Annotated in this window: 14 protein-coding genes; 7 read left to right on the top strand and 7 right to left on the bottom strand. The window is 63.7% G+C overall.

Going from position 1 to position 16,399, the window contains the following annotated elements; genetic code table 11:
- Positions 1 to 8 precede the first annotated feature (8 nt).
- The 3 genes from glcF to proC are packed head-to-tail and all read left to right on the top strand — an operon-like array spanning position 9 to position 2,802.
- Positions 9 to 1,235 carry a glycolate oxidase subunit GlcF gene (gene glcF, locus NCS58_RS02850; RefSeq protein ID WP_061117782.1) on the top strand — a complete coding sequence of 409 codons (1,227 nt, stop codon included), beginning with the start codon at positions 9 to 11 and terminating at the stop codon, positions 1,233 to 1,235.
- A 44-nt stretch (positions 1,236 to 1,279) separates the two neighbouring features.
- On the top strand, positions 1,280 to 1,975 hold the full coding sequence (locus NCS58_RS02845) for a YggS family pyridoxal phosphate-dependent enzyme (RefSeq protein WP_250476350.1): 696 nt from the start codon (positions 1,280 to 1,282) through the stop codon (positions 1,973 to 1,975).
- Between the two features lie 14 nt (positions 1,976 to 1,989).
- Positions 1,990 to 2,802, top strand: coding sequence for a pyrroline-5-carboxylate reductase (gene proC, locus NCS58_RS02840; RefSeq protein WP_250537800.1), 813 nt, complete (start codon positions 1,990 to 1,992; stop codon positions 2,800 to 2,802).
- A gap of 55 nt (positions 2,803 to 2,857) precedes the next feature.
- Here proC and NCS58_RS02835 read toward each other — a convergent pair whose 3' ends face one another.
- The 7 genes from NCS58_RS02835 to recG all read right to left on the bottom strand — a co-directional run bounded on the left by NCS58_RS02835 (position 2,858) and on the right by recG (position 11,310).
- A complete protein-coding gene (locus NCS58_RS02835; RefSeq protein ID WP_250476308.1) occupies positions 2,858 to 3,871 on the bottom strand; it encodes a class I SAM-dependent methyltransferase in 1,014 nt (337 codons plus the stop codon).
- Positions 3,872 to 4,421: 550 nt separating this feature from the next.
- Positions 4,422 to 5,282: a 4-hydroxybenzoate octaprenyltransferase gene (gene ubiA / locus NCS58_RS02830; protein WP_250537799.1), complete on the bottom strand. Its 861-nt coding sequence runs from the start codon at positions 5,280 to 5,282 to the stop codon at positions 4,422 to 4,424.
- 119 nt (positions 5,283 to 5,401) lie between these two features.
- Positions 5,402 to 5,890 carry a Dps family protein gene (locus tag NCS58_RS02825; RefSeq protein ID WP_061117886.1) on the bottom strand — a complete coding sequence of 163 codons (489 nt, stop codon included), beginning with the start codon at positions 5,888 to 5,890 and terminating at the stop codon, positions 5,402 to 5,404.
- 146 nt (positions 5,891 to 6,036) lie between these two features.
- Positions 6,037 to 6,189 (bottom strand): hypothetical protein, encoded by a 153-nt coding sequence (locus tag NCS58_RS02820; protein WP_250537798.1) that lies wholly within the window; start codon positions 6,187 to 6,189, stop codon positions 6,037 to 6,039.
- A 33-nt stretch (positions 6,190 to 6,222) separates the two neighbouring features.
- Positions 6,223 to 7,695, bottom strand: a complete 1,473-nt coding sequence (locus NCS58_RS02815) for a catalase (RefSeq protein ID WP_250537797.1) — start codon at positions 7,693 to 7,695, stop codon at positions 6,223 to 6,225.
- A 335-nt stretch (positions 7,696 to 8,030) separates the two neighbouring features.
- The gene (locus NCS58_RS02810; RefSeq protein ID WP_061117787.1) at positions 8,031 to 8,990 is read right to left on the bottom strand and encodes a hydrogen peroxide-inducible genes activator; all 960 of its coding nucleotides are present in this window, start codon (positions 8,988 to 8,990) and stop codon (positions 8,031 to 8,033) included.
- Positions 8,991 to 9,120: 130 nt separating this feature from the next.
- A complete protein-coding gene (recG, locus tag NCS58_RS02805) occupies positions 9,121 to 11,310 on the bottom strand; it encodes an ATP-dependent DNA helicase RecG (protein WP_250537796.1) in 2,190 nt (729 codons plus the stop codon).
- A gap of 95 nt (positions 11,311 to 11,405) precedes the next feature.
- On the opposite strand from recG, the gene queA reads away from it, so the two are divergent.
- From queA to secD, 4 genes are all read left to right on the top strand, one after another.
- A complete protein-coding gene (gene queA, locus NCS58_RS02800) occupies positions 11,406 to 12,452 on the top strand; it encodes a tRNA preQ1(34) S-adenosylmethionine ribosyltransferase-isomerase QueA (protein ID WP_250537795.1) in 1,047 nt (348 codons plus the stop codon).
- 47 nt (positions 12,453 to 12,499) lie between these two features.
- The gene (gene tgt, locus NCS58_RS02795) at positions 12,500 to 13,660 is read left to right on the top strand and encodes a tRNA guanosine(34) transglycosylase Tgt (RefSeq protein WP_061117790.1); all 1,161 of its coding nucleotides are present in this window, start codon (positions 12,500 to 12,502) and stop codon (positions 13,658 to 13,660) included.
- A 208-nt stretch (positions 13,661 to 13,868) separates the two neighbouring features.
- Positions 13,869 to 14,198, top strand: coding sequence for a preprotein translocase subunit YajC (gene yajC, locus NCS58_RS02790; protein WP_061117791.1), 330 nt, complete (start codon positions 13,869 to 13,871; stop codon positions 14,196 to 14,198).
- 127 nt (positions 14,199 to 14,325) lie between these two features.
- A complete protein-coding gene (gene secD / locus NCS58_RS02785; protein WP_250537794.1) occupies positions 14,326 to 16,392 on the top strand; it encodes a protein translocase subunit SecD in 2,067 nt (688 codons plus the stop codon).
- Positions 16,393 to 16,399: the final 7 nt, after the last annotated feature.

Genomic DNA, 16,399 nt, shown 5'->3' with positions numbered 1-16,399 from the left:
GCGCTTCGATGCAAACCAATCTCGCCGAATTCATCCGCGGCACGGCCGATGGCGACGAAGCCGACGCCATCCTGCGCAAGTGCGTGCACTGCGGCTTCTGCACGGCGACCTGCCCGACGTATCAGATACTCGGCGACGAGCTCGACGGGCCGCGCGGGCGCATCTATCTGATGAAGCAGATGTTCGAAGGCGCGCCGGTCTCGCGCAGCACGCAACTGCATCTGGACCGCTGTCTCACGTGCCGCAATTGCGAAAGCACGTGTCCATCGGGGGTGCAGTACGGACGGCTCGTCGAGATCGGGCGCAAGATCGTCGAAGAAAAGGTCGAGCGGCCGATGCGCCAGCGCCTGCAACGGCGCCTCCTCGCGAGCTTCCTGCCGAACAGCACGCTCTTCACGCCCGCGATGAAGCTCGGGCAGCAGTTCCGCGGCATCCTGCCGCGCAAGCTGCGCGCGAAGATTCCCGTGCCCGAGCGGCCGCTCGCGGCGCCCACGAACAAGCATGAACGCAAGATGCTGATGCTCGCCGGCTGTGTGCAACCGGCGATGATGCCTAACGTCAACACCGCAACGGCCCGCGTGTTCGACGCGCTCGGCATCGAGATCGTCACGGCGCCGTCCGCGGGCTGCTGCGGCGCGATCCGCCTGCATCTCGGCTACAACGAAGACGCGCTCGACGACGTGCGCAACAACATCGACGCATGGTGGCCGTATGTGGAAAGCGGCGTCGAGGCGATCGTGATGAACGCGTCGGGCTGCGGCGCGACGGTGAAGGAGTACGCGCATCTGTTGCGCAACGATCCGGCGTACGCGGAAAAGGCGCAGAAGATCGTCGACCTGACGCGCGATCTCGCCGAAATCCTGCCGATGTACGAGGAGGAGCTCGTCGCGCTTTCGCGTCGGCGCGGCGTGCATACCGTGGCGTTCCATCCGCCGTGCACGTTGCAGCACGGACAGCAGATCCGCGGACGCGTCGAGCAATTGCTGACCGCGCTCGGGCTCGAAGTGCGCCTGCCCGCCGACAGCCACTTGTGCTGCGGATCGGCGGGGACGTATTCGGTCCTGCAGCCGAAGCTCTCGTACACGCTGCGCAATCAGAAGCTCGACCGGCTGGAGAAGCTGGAGCCGCAGATGATCGTATCGGCCAATGTCGGCTGCATCGCGCATCTGCAAAGCGGCACGTCGACGCCCGTCACGCACTGGATTCAACTGCTGGAGCATCTGCTGTACGGTTGAGCGATTCGTATAATGGCCGGATGGTTCTCATGGCTGTCTCAGGTATGTCCATCGCTCAACACCTCGAAGAAGTCCGTCGACGCATCGCGAAGGCCGCGCAAAGCGCGTCGCGCGATGCGGCGTCCATCAAGCTGCTCGCCGTGTCCAAGACCTTTCCCGCCGACGACGTGCGCGCCGCCTTCGACGCCGGCCAGCGCGCGTTCGGCGAGAACTACGTGCAGGAAGGCATCGCGAAGATCGCCGCGCTCGGTGATCTGCGCGGCGACATCGAATGGCATTTCATCGGGCCGCTGCAATCGAACAAGACGAAGCTCGTCGCCGAGCAGTTCGACTGGGTGCATTCCATCGACCGGCTCAAGATCGCGGAGCGGCTCTCCGCGCAACGTCCCGAAGGCACGCCCGCGCTCAACGTGTGCATTCAGGTCAACGTGAGCGGCGAGGCGTCGAAGAGCGGCGTCGAGCCGGATGAAGCCACCGCGCTCGCGCACGCGGTCGCCGCCCTGCCCGGCCTGCGTTTGCGCGGCCTGATGGCGATACCCGAGCCCGCCGATACCCTCGATGCGCAACGCGCGCCGCATGTCCGCCTGCGCGAGTTGATGAACACGCTACGCGCCGATGGCCTCGAACTCGACACGCTCTCGATGGGCATGTCCGCCGATCTCGAAGCCGCCGTGATCGAAGGCGCGACGATCGTGCGTATCGGCACCGCCATTTTTGGCGCGCGCACTTACACCACCTGACCTCACCTTCAACCATGAAAATCGCATTCATCGGCGGCGGCAACATGGCCGCGGCGCTCATCGGCGGTCTGATCAAGCGCGGCGTCCAGCCGTCCGACATCTACGCCGTCGACATCAACGACGAAGCGCGCGAGCGCACGGCGAAACAGTTCGGCATCGCGACCGGCGCGGCCGTCGATGCAACGCTCGCCGGTTACGACGCGATCGTGCTCGCCGTGAAGCCGCAAGTGCTCAAGAGTGTGGCCGAAGCGCTCGCGCCGCATCTGTCGAAGCAGACGATCATCAGCATCGCGGCGGGCATCCGCGCGACCGATCTTTCGCGCTGGCTGAACGGCTATACGCAGATCGTGCGCACGATGCCGAACACGCCCGCGCTGATCGGCATGGGCGTGACGGGTCTGGCCGCGCTGCCCGGCGTGAGCGACGCGGCGAAGGCGCTCAGCAGCCAGGTCCTGGAAGCGGTCGGCACGGCCGTCTGGTTCGACGACGAAGCCAAGCTCGACGCGGTCACGGCGATCTCCGGCAGCGGCCCGGCCTACGTGTTCTATTTCATCGAAGCGATGCAGGAAGCGGCCCGCCAGCTCGGCATGGACGAGGAGCAAGGCCGCGCGCTCGCGGTCGCCACGTTCACGGGTGCGGCGCAACTGGCGGCGCAATCGGGCGAGCCGGCGAGCGTGCTGCGCGAGCGCGTGACGTCGAAGGGCGGCACCACGGCGGCCGCGCTCGCCTCGTTCGATACTCAGGGCGTGAAGGACGCGATCGTGCGCGGCGCACTGGCGGCGCAAGCGCGGGCGAAAGAGATGGGGGATGAACTGGGCGGCGCCTGATCGAGCGACGCCACCCTGAACGAGCGGCGCGCGCAAGCACGCGCGCCGCGCTCGCTCAAAGCTTCTGCACGACGAACTCGATGCCGCACTCCGCGAAGGCAGTCCGCGTCTGGTCGAAGCGCTCCATGCCGTGCATGAAGCTGTGATCCAGCAGTTCGGCCTTCTTCACGCTGACTTCGCGTTCGAAATCGCGCAGCAAATCGAGCACGTTGATCGACACAGGCGACCAGCTTTTGCGCTTGAAGAGGGTGAACGTGTGCTTGTGGTCGGTGTTGAATGTCGACGGCCATACACCTTGCTCGTACATGTCCTCGTCCGGCACGGTGATGACTAGATGGCCGCCCGGCTTGAGCACGCGCAACCAGTGGCGCAACGCGACGCGCGGGTCCATCACGTGTTCGAGGCAGTGCCCCGAATAGACGAAGTCGAAGCTGTTGTCCCGAACGTTCTCGAGGTATTGCGCGTCCCCCTGCGCCCACTCATAGACCGTCACGCTCTCGATGCGCGGAAACAACGTGCTATACAGCGCGATGCTGTCGTTGCCGCCGCCGATATCGAGCCCCTTGCCCACGAGCCAGCGATTGCCGAAGCGAGCGTCGAGCAGACGGCGATTGACCGATATGCACGTCGTACCCGGAACACCCAGCGTCAGCACAAACGGCTGCGTCTGATCGCCGGGAACGACCCATTTCTTCAGCCCGTACTCGCCCCACGCACGCGGCCATAGCACCGCGTAGCCCGTATCCTCTCCATGCCAGTGCACCGTATGCGTGGACTCGAACGACGCGAGCAATTCGAGGAACGCCGCTTCCTGATCGAAGCCGTTCTCGACCCAATCCGGAAGGGTCCCTGCGTTCGTCCGGAAGTCGCGCCGGTAGATGCGCACATCGTCCAGCACGATGAGTGCGTTAGCCGTCCGGCCGCGCAGGAGTTCGAGTTCAGCGAGCAGCGGCAGGCGCTCGGTCGGAGCATGCTCCTGGCTGATATAGCTGTTGCCGCCATAGTCCGCGCCGGGATAATGCGCGTCCAGAAAAACGAGGCAGCGTCGCCCGGCCAGTGTGTCTTCCACCGGGGCCGAGCGCAAAAAGGCAAGACTGTCAGCATTCGCCACATGGAGACGTTCGCTTTGTTCCGCCTCTGCGAAAAGCGGCTTGAAGATTTCGCAGGACAGCGCTTTGGTGAACCCGGCGGACAATGCGGCTCGGCAAGAATCGCCCTTTCCATAACCGGTTTCAATGAGATGTGTGACCCGATTCCGGGAAACGAGTGCAGCCAGATCGAAGCGAGCAAGAGAACCCATGATTCACACGCTGAAAATGAAGCAAGCGAACGATTGCCACCGCGCGGAAAACCCCGCAGTGTTCAACCGGCTTGTCGAGGGAAGGGACGGTGCGTTCGTGAGAATCACCGGGCGCCACGGGAGGCTTTGCTTTGAGCGTTCCCGGGCAACCAATCGTTTGACTGGCGCACGACGTTATCAAAACATAAGGCCGCGACGCCGCGATGTGATCAAATTTTTCGTTCTCAAACCATTTCGCAGATTGACATAAAGCAGCGAGCTATGGTTTTACGCAACGTGCGTTGCGCACGTTGCGGGCACTCGATCCACGCAAAAGGGCTCAACTCGAAAACGCGTAGTGAAGGGCGATTCCCGCGAACAGCATCCCTCCGAGCCAGTTGTTATGCTTGAACGCCGCGAAGCACGCCATCCGCTCGCGATTGCGGATCAGCCCGTAGTGATACACCGCGCAACCCGCCGCCGCGAGCCAGCCGAGCCAGTAGAGCCAGCCATATCCCAGTGCGATGCCGATGCCCACGTAGATCGCGAGCGTCACCGCGTAACACAGCATGACGGCCAGCACGTCGTATCGGCCGAACGTGAGCGCGGACGTGCGAATGCCGATCTTGATGTCGTCGTCGCGGTCGACCATCGCGTATTCGGTGTCGTACGCGACCGACCAGAACACGTTCGCCGCGAGCATGATCCACGCGAGCATCGGCACGTGGTTCTGCACGGCGGCGAAGGCCATCGGGATGCCGAAGCCGAACGCGATGCCGAGATACGCCTGCGGAATCGCGAAGAAGCGCTTGGTGAACGGATACGTGCCCGCGACGAACAGCGCGAACACCGACAACTCCTTGGTTAGCGTGTTGAGCGGCAGGATCAGCAGGAACGCGACGAGCGCCAGCGCCGCCGCGAGTGCCACCGCTTCCCATGCCTTGATCTTGCCCGACGTGATCGGCCGCTCGGCGGTGCGCTTCACGTGGCGGTCGAAATCGCGGTCGGCGTAGTCGTTGATCGCGCAGCCCGCCGAGCGCATCAGGATCGTGCCGATCGTGAAGATGACGAGCAGCATCGGCGACGGACGGCCATCGGACGCGATCCACAATGCGTTGAGCGTCGGCCATAGCAGCAACAGGCTGCCGATGGGCTTGTCGAGGCGCACGAGGCGCATGTAAAGCGGAAGACGGGCGAGCATGGCGAATGTCGAGGCAGAGAAACGCGATCCGGCTATTTTAGATCAGCGTGCCGGGACATCCTCAAAAGCAAAAACCCCGCTTGAGAGCGGGGTTTCATCGCTTCGAAACGGAAGAAGCATCAGGCCAGCATCGCGCGCAGCATCCACGCGGTCTTCTCGTGCGTCTGCATGCGTTGCGTGAGCAGGTCGGCCGTCGGCTCGTCGTTCGCGGCTTCGGTCGCCGGGAAAATCTCGCGCGCCGTGCGCACCACCGCTTCCTGACCTTCCACCAGCTGACGGATCATGTCTTCGGCAGCCGGCACGCCGTCCGCTTCCGGGATTGACGACAGCTTCGCGAATTCCTTGTAGCTGCCCGGCGCATGCACGCCCAGCGCGCGGATGCGTTCCGCGATCGAATCGACGGCGAGCGCGAGTTCGTTGTACTGCGTCTCGAACATCAGATGCAGCGTGTTGAACATCGGACCCGTGACGTTCCAGTGAAAGTTGTGCGTCTTCAGATAGAGCGTGTACGTATCGGCCAGCAGCCGGGACAGCCCGTCGGCGATCTTCTTGCGGTCTTTGTCGCTGATGCCGATGTTGACGGCAGGTGCAGTGCCTTTCTTCGCCATGATGACTCCGTGAGAGAGTGATTCGAACGTTGCGAACGCCGCGCGCATCGCCTTGCCGCGCGGCGCTTCGAGCGCTCGACAGTTTATCGTAGAGAAACAGGAAGCGCCGTATTGCTTCGCAAGTCTGTCGAAAGCTTCGACGACGCTCAGGCGCCGACGACACCGCTCGCCACGACGAGTCCATAGCCCGCCGCGACGATGCCGAATGCAATCGCGACGCGCACGCCGCGCGACGCCTGACGGCTGGATGCTTCGATGTGGTCGACCGCCTGTGCGATGTGCTTCAACGCTTGCGACATGATGTTTTCTCCCGGTGTATCCCAGCGCCGCCGTCACGCAGCGGCGGTATCTTTCTCGTCGACGTACTGGCCGAGCTTCGCGAGCGCGTCGATCACGCCCTGCGCGTAAGCCGCGTCGATGCGGCGGAAATGCCCGATTTGCCGCGCGACGATTTCGTTCGGCACGCCATGAATGTGCCGCGCGATGTTGCCGAAGAAGCGCTCGCGCTGCGCGTCGTCGAAGAGCCTGAACAGCGCCGCCGGCTGGCTGTAGTAGTCGTCGTCCTCGCGATGGTCGTAGCGATGCACCGTGCCGCCCGCGAGCGGCGGCTCGTTCGCGTTGGCGTCCTGCGCGAATTCGCCGTAGCGGTTCGGCTCGTAATTCACGCGCCCGCCGAGATTGCCATCGGTGCGCATTGCGCCATCGCGATGAAACGGATTGGCGATCGGCGCGCGCGGCGCATTCACCGGAATCTGGTGATGATTGATGCCGAGACGATAACGCTGCGTGTCGCCATACGAGAACAGGCGGCCCTGCAACAGGCGATCCGGCGAGAAGCCGATGCCCGGCACCACGTTCGCCGGCGAGAACGCGGCCTGCTCGACATCCGCGAAGTAATTCTGCGCGTTGCGATTCAACTCGATCACACCGACGTCGATCAGCGGATAGTCCTTGTGCGACCACACTTTGGTGATGTCGAACGGATTCACCTTCGACTTCGCCGCCTCTTCTTCCGTCATCACCTGAATGCGGAAATTCCAGCGCGGGAAGTTGCCGTTGTCGATGTTCTCCACGAGATCACGCTGCGCGCTTTCGCGATCGTTCGCGATCACCGCCGCGGCTTCGGCATCCGTGTAATGGTCGAGCGGTTGCTGCGACTTGAAGTGGAACTTCACATAGAAGCGCTCGCCGTCCTTGTTGACGAACGAAAACGTGTGCGATCCGAAGCCGTGCATCTGCCGGTAGTTTTTCGGAATGCCACGGTCGCTCATGAGAATCGTCACCTGATGCAGCGATTCCGGGTGACGCGACCAGAAATCCCACGCCGCGACATTGCTGCGCATGTTCGTGTACGGATCGCGTTTTTGCGTGTGAATGAAGTCGGGAAACTTGAGCGGATCGCGGATGAAGAACACCGGCGTGTTGTTGCCGACGACGTCCCAGTTTCCCTCTTCCGTATAGAACTTGAGCGAGAAGCCGCGCACGTCGCGCTCGGCGTCGGCGGCGCCGCGCTCGCCCGCGACCGTCGAGAAGCGCATGAAGATCGGCGTTTCCTTGCCGATGTCGGCGAACAACTTCGCCTTCGTATATAGCGAGATATCGTGCGTCACGCGAAACGTGCCGAACGCGCCCGAGCCCTTCGCGTGCACGCGGCGCTCCGGAATCACTTCGCGGTCGAAGTGGGCGAGTTTCTCGACGAGCCAGAAATCCTGCAGCGTGACCGGGCCGCGCGGGCCAGCGGTCTGCGAGTTCTGGTTGTCGCCGACGGGTGCGCCTGCTGCGGTCGTGAGTCGTTGAGTCGTCATCGTGATGCTCCTGCTTTTTTGGGTTGCGTGGGATGATGCGAGCCGCGCGCTTCAGGCGACGCGAGCGAAATCGGCGAGGATCGAAACCGTCATGTCGCGCAGGCTGTTCCAGCGGTCGAAGAAGGTCTTGGCGGTCATGGAATCCTCTCTCTGTCGTGATGTCGGCCGAGAACCGGCAGTGAGAGAATCCTAACTTAGACTATCGACATTTTTAATTCGATTAAATTTATCTATTCGATAGGCCGAACTTCGCGCCAGCTTTGCCTTAAGGCGTGCGCCAAACGAAAACGCCGCGCTCCGTTGCCAGAGCGCGGCGTTTTCAGGGAAAAGGTCGATCAGTTCACGGCGACAGGCATGTCGAGCTTTCTCACGCCCGGCAAATCGCAATTGGCGATCGCTTCGCAGATGGCGTCGATGGCAGGCATGCGCGTGAAACTCTTGCGCCATGCCAGCACGACGCGCCGGTCCGGCACCGGTTCATCGAACGGCACGTAGCTGAGCAGACCCGAATCGATGCCCCCCGCGTGCGGCTTCACCTCGCTCACCGACATGCGCGGCAGCACCGTAATTCCGACGCCGCTCGCGACCATATGACGGATCGTCTCCAGCGAGGAGCCTTCGAACGTCTTCTGGATGCCGTCCGCGTTCTGCGAGAAGCGCATCAATTCGGGGCATACGCCGAGCACGTGATCGCGGAAGCAGTGACCGCTGCCGAGCAGCAGCATGGTTTCCTGCTTGAGATCGTCCGGATCGATCTTCGCGCGGTTCTCCCACGCGTGGCCGGAAGGCATCGCGACGACGAAGGGCTCGTCATAGAGCGCGCGCACCATCAGCCCGGTTTCGGGGAACGGCAGCGCCATGATCGCGACATCGATTTCGCCCTGCTTCAGCAGCTCGATCAGCTTGAGCGTGTAGTTCTCCTGGAGCATCAGCGGCATCTGCGGGACCGACTTGATCATCTGCTTGACGAGCGTGGGCAGCAGATACGGTCCGATGGTGTAGATCACGCCGAGGCGCAACGGACCGACGAGCGGATCCTTGCCCTGCTTGGCGATTTCCTTGATGGCGAGCGTCTGTTCGAGCACGCGCTGCGCTTGCGTCACGATCTGCTCGCCGATCGGCGTCACGCTGACTTCGCTCGTGCCGCGCTCGAAGATCTGCACGTTGAGTTCGTCTTCGAGCTTCTTGATTGCCACCGACAGCGTCGGCTGGCTGACGAAGCACGCCTCGGCCGCGCGGCCGAAATGCCGCTCGCGCGCGACCGCGACGATGTACTTCAGTTCAGTGAGGGTCATTGGCGGCCAATGAAATACATTGATTCAATAGGTTTGAGTTATACACCTGCGTGCCGTCGTTCGACAACTTCTGCCGAATCGCCGGTCCGCGCCGGCTAAATAGGGACCGACATGACCCGCGCGAGTTCAGTCAGGCCTTCAAATAGTGCTCCCTCGCGCCGAGCCAGCGCGCGAGGTGCCGCGTGACGGCGTCTGGGAACTGCGCGAGCATCTGATCGGCGGCGGCGCGCGCCGGTTCGATCAGCCAGCCATCGTTTTCGAGACTCGCGAAGCGCAACATCGCTTCACCCGATTGCCGCGCGCCGAGAAATTCGCCGGGGCCGCGAATCTCGAGATCGCGGCGAGCGATCTCGAAGCCATCGGTTGTCTCACGCATGGTTTTCAGGCGCGCGCGGGCGGTCTGCGACAGCGGGTTCGAATACATCAGCACGCACACGGACGCCGCGCTGCCCCGACCCACGCGCCCGCGCAACTGATGCAGTTGCGCGAGACCGAAACGCTCCGCATGCTCGATCACCATCAGCGACGCATTCGGCACGTCGACGCCGACTTCGATCACCGTCGTCGCGACGAGCAGTTGCACTTCGTTGCGCGAGAACGCGTCCATCACCGCCGCTTTTTCGGCGGGTGCGAGCCGGCCGTGAACCAGCCCGACGCGCAGTTCGGGCAGCGCGGCAACCAGCGTCTCGTAGGTCTCGACGGCCGTCTGCAACTGCAGCGTCTCGCTTTCCTCGATCAGCGGACAGACCCAGTACACCTGCCGTCCGGTCAGCGCCGCTTCACGCACGCGGCCGATAATTTCGTCGCGCCTGCCGTCCGACACCACCTTGGTGAGGATCGGCGTGCGGCCGGGCGGAAGTTCGTCGATGGTCGAGACGTCGAGATCCGCGTAGTAGGTCATCGCGAGCGTGCGCGGGATCGGCGTCGCGGACATCATCAGTTGATGCGGCTGGAAGTCGCGCGCGCCGTCCGCCGCATTCAGGGCTTTCGCCCGCAGGGCAAGCCGTTGCGCGACGCCGAAGCGATGCTGCTCGTCGACGATCACGAGTCCGAGGCGCGCGAACTCCACCGCATCCTGAATGATCGCGTGCGTGCCGATGACGAGCTTGGCCGTGCCGAGCGCCGCCGCCTCGATCGCGGCGCGCTTTTCCTTCGCCTTAAGGCTGCCCGCGAGCCACGCGACCGTGACGCCCAGCGGCTCCAGCCAGCCGCGGAGTTTGCGCGCGTGCTGCTCCGCGAGGATTTCGGTCGGCGCCATGAGCGCGGCCTGATATCCGGCGTCGATGGCCTGTGCCGCCGCCAGCGCCGCGACGATCGTCTTGCCGCTGCCGACATCGCCTTGAAGCAGCCGCTGCATCGGATGCGCGAGCGTCAGTTCGCCCGCGATTTCCGCGACCACGCGCTGCTGCGCGCCGGTCAGCGCGAAAGGCAGCGTGCGCAACAGCCTCACGACGAGCGACGCGTCATCGTCGGGCAGGCGGCGCGGCATCGCGGGCGCGGCGCGCGTGCGTCGCTCCTCGTGTGCGCGCTTGAGCGACAGTTGCTGCGCGAGCAATTCCTCGAATTTGATGCGCGTCCACGCCGGATGCGTGCCGTCGATGAGCGCGGTTTCATCCGAATCCGCGCGCGGATGATGCAGCGTCTTAACGGCGTCGAGCAGGCCGGGCACGTTCAGCGGCGCGAGATGCGCGCGCGCGATCGGCTCGGGCAGCAGTTCCGGCAGCGACACGCGGGAAATGGCCGAGTCGATGGCCTTGCGCAAGTACGCCTGCGAAATGCCCGCCGTCGACGGATAAACCGGTGTGAGCGCTTGCGGCAGCGGCGTGTCGTCATCGACGGGACGCACCGCCGGATGCACCATCTCCATCCCGAAGAAGCCGCCGCGCACATCGCCACGCACGCGCAGGCGCACGCCGATGGCCATCTGGTTGACCTGCGAGCCGTAGAAGTTGAGGAAGCGCAGCGTAAGCTCGTCGCCGGCGTCGTCGTGAATCTTCACGAGCAACTGGCGACGCGGCCGATACGCGATCTCGTTGTCGAACACGACGCCTTCGGTCTGGGCAATATCGCCGGGAATCAGTTCGCCGATGGGCGTGAGCGAGGTCTCGTCCTCGTAGCGCATCGGCAGATGCAATACGAGATCGATGTCCGATTTCAGGCCCAGCTTCGCGAGCTTGTCCGCCGTCCTCACGACCGGTTTGGTTTTTTTCCCGGCGCTTTCCGCCGTCTTCGCCCGCTTGCGCGCGACAGGCGCGTCGGCTTCGTCCGCGGTCGGGAGTGCGTCGGTCGGGGAAGCCAGGCGGCGGTCGGACAAGGGCATTGACTCTCTTCGCAAGTACAATATGAGGTTTGTTCGGCGCGATTGCGGTTTTTTCGCGTCCTGTTCGCGCCTAAGTTGCGTCACCCAGTCACGCCATGTTCACGCTTTCCGATTTCGATTTTAATCTGCCGCCCGAGCTGATCGCGCAGAGTGCGCTCGCCGAGCGCAGCGCGAGCCGCCTGCTCGAGGTCGACAACCGCATCACGCCCGCCACGCTCGTCGATCGGCGCTTCTCCGAACTTCCCGATCTGATCGCGCCGGGCGATTTGCTGGTGTTCAACGATACCAAAGTCCTGAAGGCGCGCTTCTTCGGCCAGAAGGCCAGTGGCGGGCGCGTCGAGGTGCTGGTCGAGCGGCTGACCGGCGCGACCACGGCGCTCGCGCAGATCCGCGCGAGCAAGAGCCCGGCCGAAGGCACCACGATCCGCCTCGCGGATGCATTCGACGTGACCGTCGGCGAGCGCGTCGAGCCGTTCTACACGCTGCACTTTCCGGCCGAATGCCTGACGCTCATCGAGCAATACGGGCGCTTGCCGCTGCCGCCCTATATCGAGCACGACGCCGACGCCTACGACGAAACGCGCTATCAGACCGTTTATGCGGCCAATCCCGGCGCGGTGGCCGCGCCGACTGCGGGCCTGCATTTCGACGACGCCCTTTTCGCCGAACTCGATGCCCGCGGCGTCGAGCGCGCGACGTTGACGCTGCACGTCGGCGCGGGCACGTTCCAGCCGGTGCGCGTGGAGAACATCGCGGAGCACAAGATGCACACCGAGTGGTACGACCTGCCGCAATCGCTCGTCGATCGCATCGCGGCGGTGAAGGCGCGCGGCAACAAGGTGATCGCGGTCGGCACGACGTCGATGCGCGCGCTCGAAGCCGCCGCGCGCGATGCGGCAAGCGCCGGCCGGCCGCTCGCCGCGACGCAGGCCGAAACCGATATCTTCATCACGCCTGGCTACGAATTTCGCGTCGTCGACCGGCTGGTGACGAACTTCCATCTGCCGAAATCGACGCTGCTGATGCTCGTGTCGGCGTTCGCCGGCATGGAAACGATTCGCGATGCATATCGTCACGCGATCGAGGAGAAGTACCGTTTCTTCAGTTACGGCGACGCCATGCTGCTGACGCGCCGCGACTAGTTTTTTCAACCAATGCGCTGGACTGTTTTCCAGTGGCAGGAATTCTGATGACCGCCAACCACACCCCGCCCGAGAACGGGCTCAAGTTCGAATTGCTGACGACCGACGGCCAGGCGCGCCGCGGGCGCCTCACGCTCAATCACGGCGTCGTCGAAACGCCGATCTTCATGCCGGTCGGAACCTACGGCACCGTCAAGGCGATCCAGCCGCGCGAGCTCGAGGAGCTGCGCGCGCAGATCATCCTCGGCAACACGTTCCACCTGTGGCTGCGTCCGGGGCTGGAAGTCATCGGCGCGCACGGCGGCTTGCACAAATTCATGGGCTGGAACCGGCCGATCCTCACCGATTCGGGCGGCTTTCAGGTGTTTTCGCTCGGCGAACTGCGCAAGATCACCGAAGAAGGCGTGACGTTCGCGTCGCCGATCAACGGTGACCGGCTCTTCCTTTCGCCCGAAGTGTCGATGCAGATACAGAAGGTGCTGAACTCCGACATCGTCATGCAGTTCGACGAATGCACGCCCTACTCGACCAACGGCATTCCGACCTCGCACAAGGACGCTGCGGATTCCATGCGCATGTCGATGCGCTGGGCGAAGCGGTCCATCGACGAATTCAACCGGCTCGGCAACCCGAACGCGCTCTTTGGCATCGTGCAGGGCGGGATGTTCGAGGATCTGCGCGACGAATCGCTCGCGGGTCTTTCCGAGATCGGCTTTCACGGTCTCGCGATCGGCGGGCTTTCCGTCGGCGAGCCGAAGGAAGACATGATGCGCGTGCTGAACCACATCGGTCCGAAGCTGCCCGCCGACAAGCCGCATTACCTGATGGGCGTCGGCACGCCGGAGGATCTCGTCGCGGGCGTCGCGGCGGGCGTCGACATGTTCGACTGCGTGATGCCTACCCGCAACGCACGCAACGGCTGGCTCTTCACGCGTTTCGGCGATCTCAAGATCAAGAACGCGACGCACAAGAATTCGATGAAGCCGCTCGACGAAAGCTGCGGCTGCTACACATGCCAGAACTTCACGCGCGGGTATCTGCACCATCTGCATCGCGTCGGTGAAATTCTCGGCGCGCAACTGAACACGATTCACAACCTGCACTACTACCTGCAATTGATCGGCGAAGTGCGGGCATCGATCGAAAATCACTCGTTCGAAGCATTCCGCAAGACGTTCGCGGAAAATCGTGCGCGCGGAGTCGATTGAGCCGCGTCTTGAAATGGCGCGGCAGTATTACAATTGCCTTTCTACTGTTCGCCGAGCATGCAGCGAAAGTCCGGAAATGCGAGTCGTAACGGCTTGATGACAAAGCGCATTCCCGGAGTGTCGCGTCATGGGCGAGTGGTAGAATACCGGGCTAATTTCCATTCGAGTTTTTCGAACGTATTTGTGACGTTTTAACGGAGAGACCAACGTGTCGTTCATTTCCAATGCCTTTGCACAAGGCGTAACCGCGGGTGGCGCGGAATCGAGCCTGATGAGCTTCCTGCCGCTGATCCTGATGTTCGCGGTGCTGTACTTCATCATGATCCGTCCGCAGATGAAGCGTCAGAAGGAGCATCGCAACATGCTCGCCGCCATGGCCAAGGGCGATGAAGTGGTGACCAACGGCGGTATCGTCGGCAAGATCACGAAGGTCACGGATGCTTACGTGGGCGTGGAAATCGCCGAAGGCACGGAAATCACGATCCAGAAAGCGGCTGTGACCACCATTCTCCCGAAGGGCACGATCAAGTCGCTGTAAGGCCACTCGTTCCACCGCGTCCGGCGCGGCCTCGCTCACCGAGCCGTCCGATCCTTCATCACCGGCTCATCGCGCATAACGCCGGACGCCCTCTCCTCCGAAGCCAACTTTCCGGTCGGCCATTCCCATGAATCGTTATCCCCTCTGGAAGTATGTCGTGATGCTGGTGGCGCTCGTCATCGGCCTCGTGTACACGCTCCCCAACTTCTTCGGCGAGGCGCCCGCAGTTCAGGTGTCGAGCGGCAAGGCGACGGTCAAGCTCGATTCTTCGACGCTTGCGAACGTCGAAGCCGCGCTCGCCGCGAACAATATCAAGGCCGACGAAGTCACCTTCGATAATTCGCAACTGAACGCGAACATCCGCGTGCGCCTGAAGGACACCGACACGCAGTTGCACGTGAAGGACCTTCTCTCGAAGACGCTCAACACGGATCCGGCCGATCCGCAGTACATCGTCGCGCTGAACCTGCAGAGCGCTTCGCCGCGCTGGCTGACGGCCCTGCACGCACTGCCGATGTACCTCGGTCTCGACTTGCGCGGCGGTGTGCACTTCCTGCTGCAGGTCGACATGGCCGGCGCGCTCAACAAGAAGCTCGACTCCGACGCCGCCGACGCGCGCACGTATCTGCGCGACCGCAATATCCGCGATGGCGGCGTGAACCGCATCGGGCAGTCGGTCGTCGTGAACTTCTCGGATCAGGACAGCGCCGACAGCGCGCGCACGCAGCTCCAGACTGGCGTGTCGGAACTGCAATGGGTGACGCGCCAGGGCGGCGACGGCTTCCAGGTGGTCGGCACGTTCTCGGCGGCTGCGCAGAAGACCGTCGAGGACAGCGCGCTCAAGCAGAACATCACGACGCTGCATAACCGCGTGAACGAACTCGGCGTCGCGGAGCCGGTGATCCAGCAGCAGGGCTCGGACCGCATCGTGGTCGAGCTGCCGGGCGTGCAGGACACCGCGAAGGCGAAGGACATCATCGGCCGCACGGCGACGCTCGAAGCGCGCCTCGCCGATCCGGTCAACACCTACATCGGTCCGAACGACGCTGTGCCGCCCGGCGACGAAGCGTTCAAGCAGGGCGATCGCCTCGTGCTCTTGCGCAAGCAGGTGATTTTCACGGGCGACCGCATCATCGATGCGTCGGCGGGCTTCGACGATCATCAGCGCCCGTCCGTCAACATCCGGCTGGACTCCGCCGGCGGCCGAGCGGTGTCGGCCGTGTCGCGCGACAACATCGGCAAGCCGATGGCCATGGTCCTGTTCGAAAAGGGCAAAGGCGAAGTGCTGACGGTCGCGACGATCCAGTCCGAGCTCGGCGACCGCTTCTCGATCACCGGCCAGCCGACCCCGCAGGCCGCCACCGACCTCGCGCTGCTCCTGCGCGCCGGTTCGCTCGCGGCGCCGATGGACATCATCGAGGAACGCACGGTCGGCCCGAGCCTCGGCGCGGACAACATCAAGAAGGGCTTCGATTCGGTGACCTACGGTTTCGCCGCGATCGCCGTCTTCATGGTCGCGTACTACCTGCTGTTCGGCGTGTTCTCGATGCTGGCGCTCTCGGTCAACCTTCTGTTGCTGGTCGCGGTGCTCTCGCTCCTGCAGGCGACGCTGACCTTGCCGGGTATCGCGGCTATCGCGCTCGCGCTCGGTATGGCGATCGACGCGAACGTGCTGATCAACGAACGTATCCGCGAGGAACTGCGTAACGGCGCGCCGCCGCAGACCGCGATCCAGGAGGGCTTCAAGCACGCCTGGGCGACGATTCTCGACTCGAACGTGACCACGCTGATCGCCGGTCTGGCGCTGCTCGCGTTCGGTTCGGGCCCGGTGCGCGGCTTTGCGGTCGTGCACTGTATCGGCATTCTCACGTCGATGTTCTCGGCGGTGTTCTTCTCGCGCGGGCTCGTGAACCTGTGGTACGGCGGCAAGAAGAAGCTGAAGTCGCTCGCAATCGGTCAGGTGTGGCGTCCGGAAGGCTCGAATGCCGAAGCGGCCGCGGCGGCGTATCTCGCGGCGCAACGCGGCGACGAATCGCCTGTCGACGAAATCGTGAAGACCTCGAAGGGCAAGACGAAGACGGCGGCGGCTGCGCCGCGCCCGGCAGCTCAAGCGCAAGCGCGCACGGGCAAGCCGACGGTGCGCCGTCGTTCGGGCCCCGGCATCGATCAACAGAAACCGGGCGAGTCCCGCTGATTCCGCA

Origin of the sequence: Caballeronia sp. INML3B (assembly GCF_023631305.1) — a bacterium.
Lineage (GTDB): Bacteria > Pseudomonadota > Gammaproteobacteria > Burkholderiales > Burkholderiaceae > Caballeronia > Caballeronia turbans.
The sequence above is the reverse complement of the archived record's forward strand: the minus strand, read 5'-3'. Positions and strand labels throughout refer to the sequence as shown.

Bases quoted from the DNA above. Each gene is read 5' to 3' on its own strand.
- NCS58_RS02820 (WP_250537798.1), bottom strand. From the start codon at position 6,189: ATGTCGCAAGCGTTGAAGCACATCGCACAGGCGGTCGACCACATCGAA.
- NCS58_RS02815 (WP_250537797.1), bottom strand. From the start codon at position 7,695: ATGACGACTCAACGACTCACGACCGCAGCAGGCGCACCCGTCGGCGAC.
- NCS58_RS02825 (WP_061117886.1), bottom strand. From the start codon at position 5,890: ATGGCGAAGAAAGGCACTGCACCTGCCGTCAACATCGGCATCAGCGAC.
- tgt (WP_061117790.1), top strand. From the start codon at position 12,500: ATGACCGCCAACCACACCCCGCCCGAGAACGGGCTCAAGTTCGAATTG.
- NCS58_RS02810 (WP_061117787.1), bottom strand. From the start codon at position 8,990: ATGACCCTCACTGAACTGAAGTACATCGTCGCGGTCGCGCGCGAGCGG.
- glcF (WP_061117782.1), top strand. From the start codon at position 9: ATGCAAACCAATCTCGCCGAATTCATCCGCGGCACGGCCGATGGCGAC.
- NCS58_RS02845 (WP_250476350.1), top strand. From the start codon at position 1,280: ATGTCCATCGCTCAACACCTCGAAGAAGTCCGTCGACGCATCGCGAAG.
- secD (WP_250537794.1), top strand. From the start codon at position 14,326: ATGAATCGTTATCCCCTCTGGAAGTATGTCGTGATGCTGGTGGCGCTC.
- queA (WP_250537795.1), top strand. From the start codon at position 11,406: ATGTTCACGCTTTCCGATTTCGATTTTAATCTGCCGCCCGAGCTGATC.
- ubiA (WP_250537799.1), bottom strand. From the start codon at position 5,282: ATGCTCGCCCGTCTTCCGCTTTACATGCGCCTCGTGCGCCTCGACAAG.
- proC (WP_250537800.1), top strand. From the start codon at position 1,990: ATGAAAATCGCATTCATCGGCGGCGGCAACATGGCCGCGGCGCTCATC.
- recG (WP_250537796.1), bottom strand. From the start codon at position 11,310: ATGCCCTTGTCCGACCGCCGCCTGGCTTCCCCGACCGACGCACTCCCG.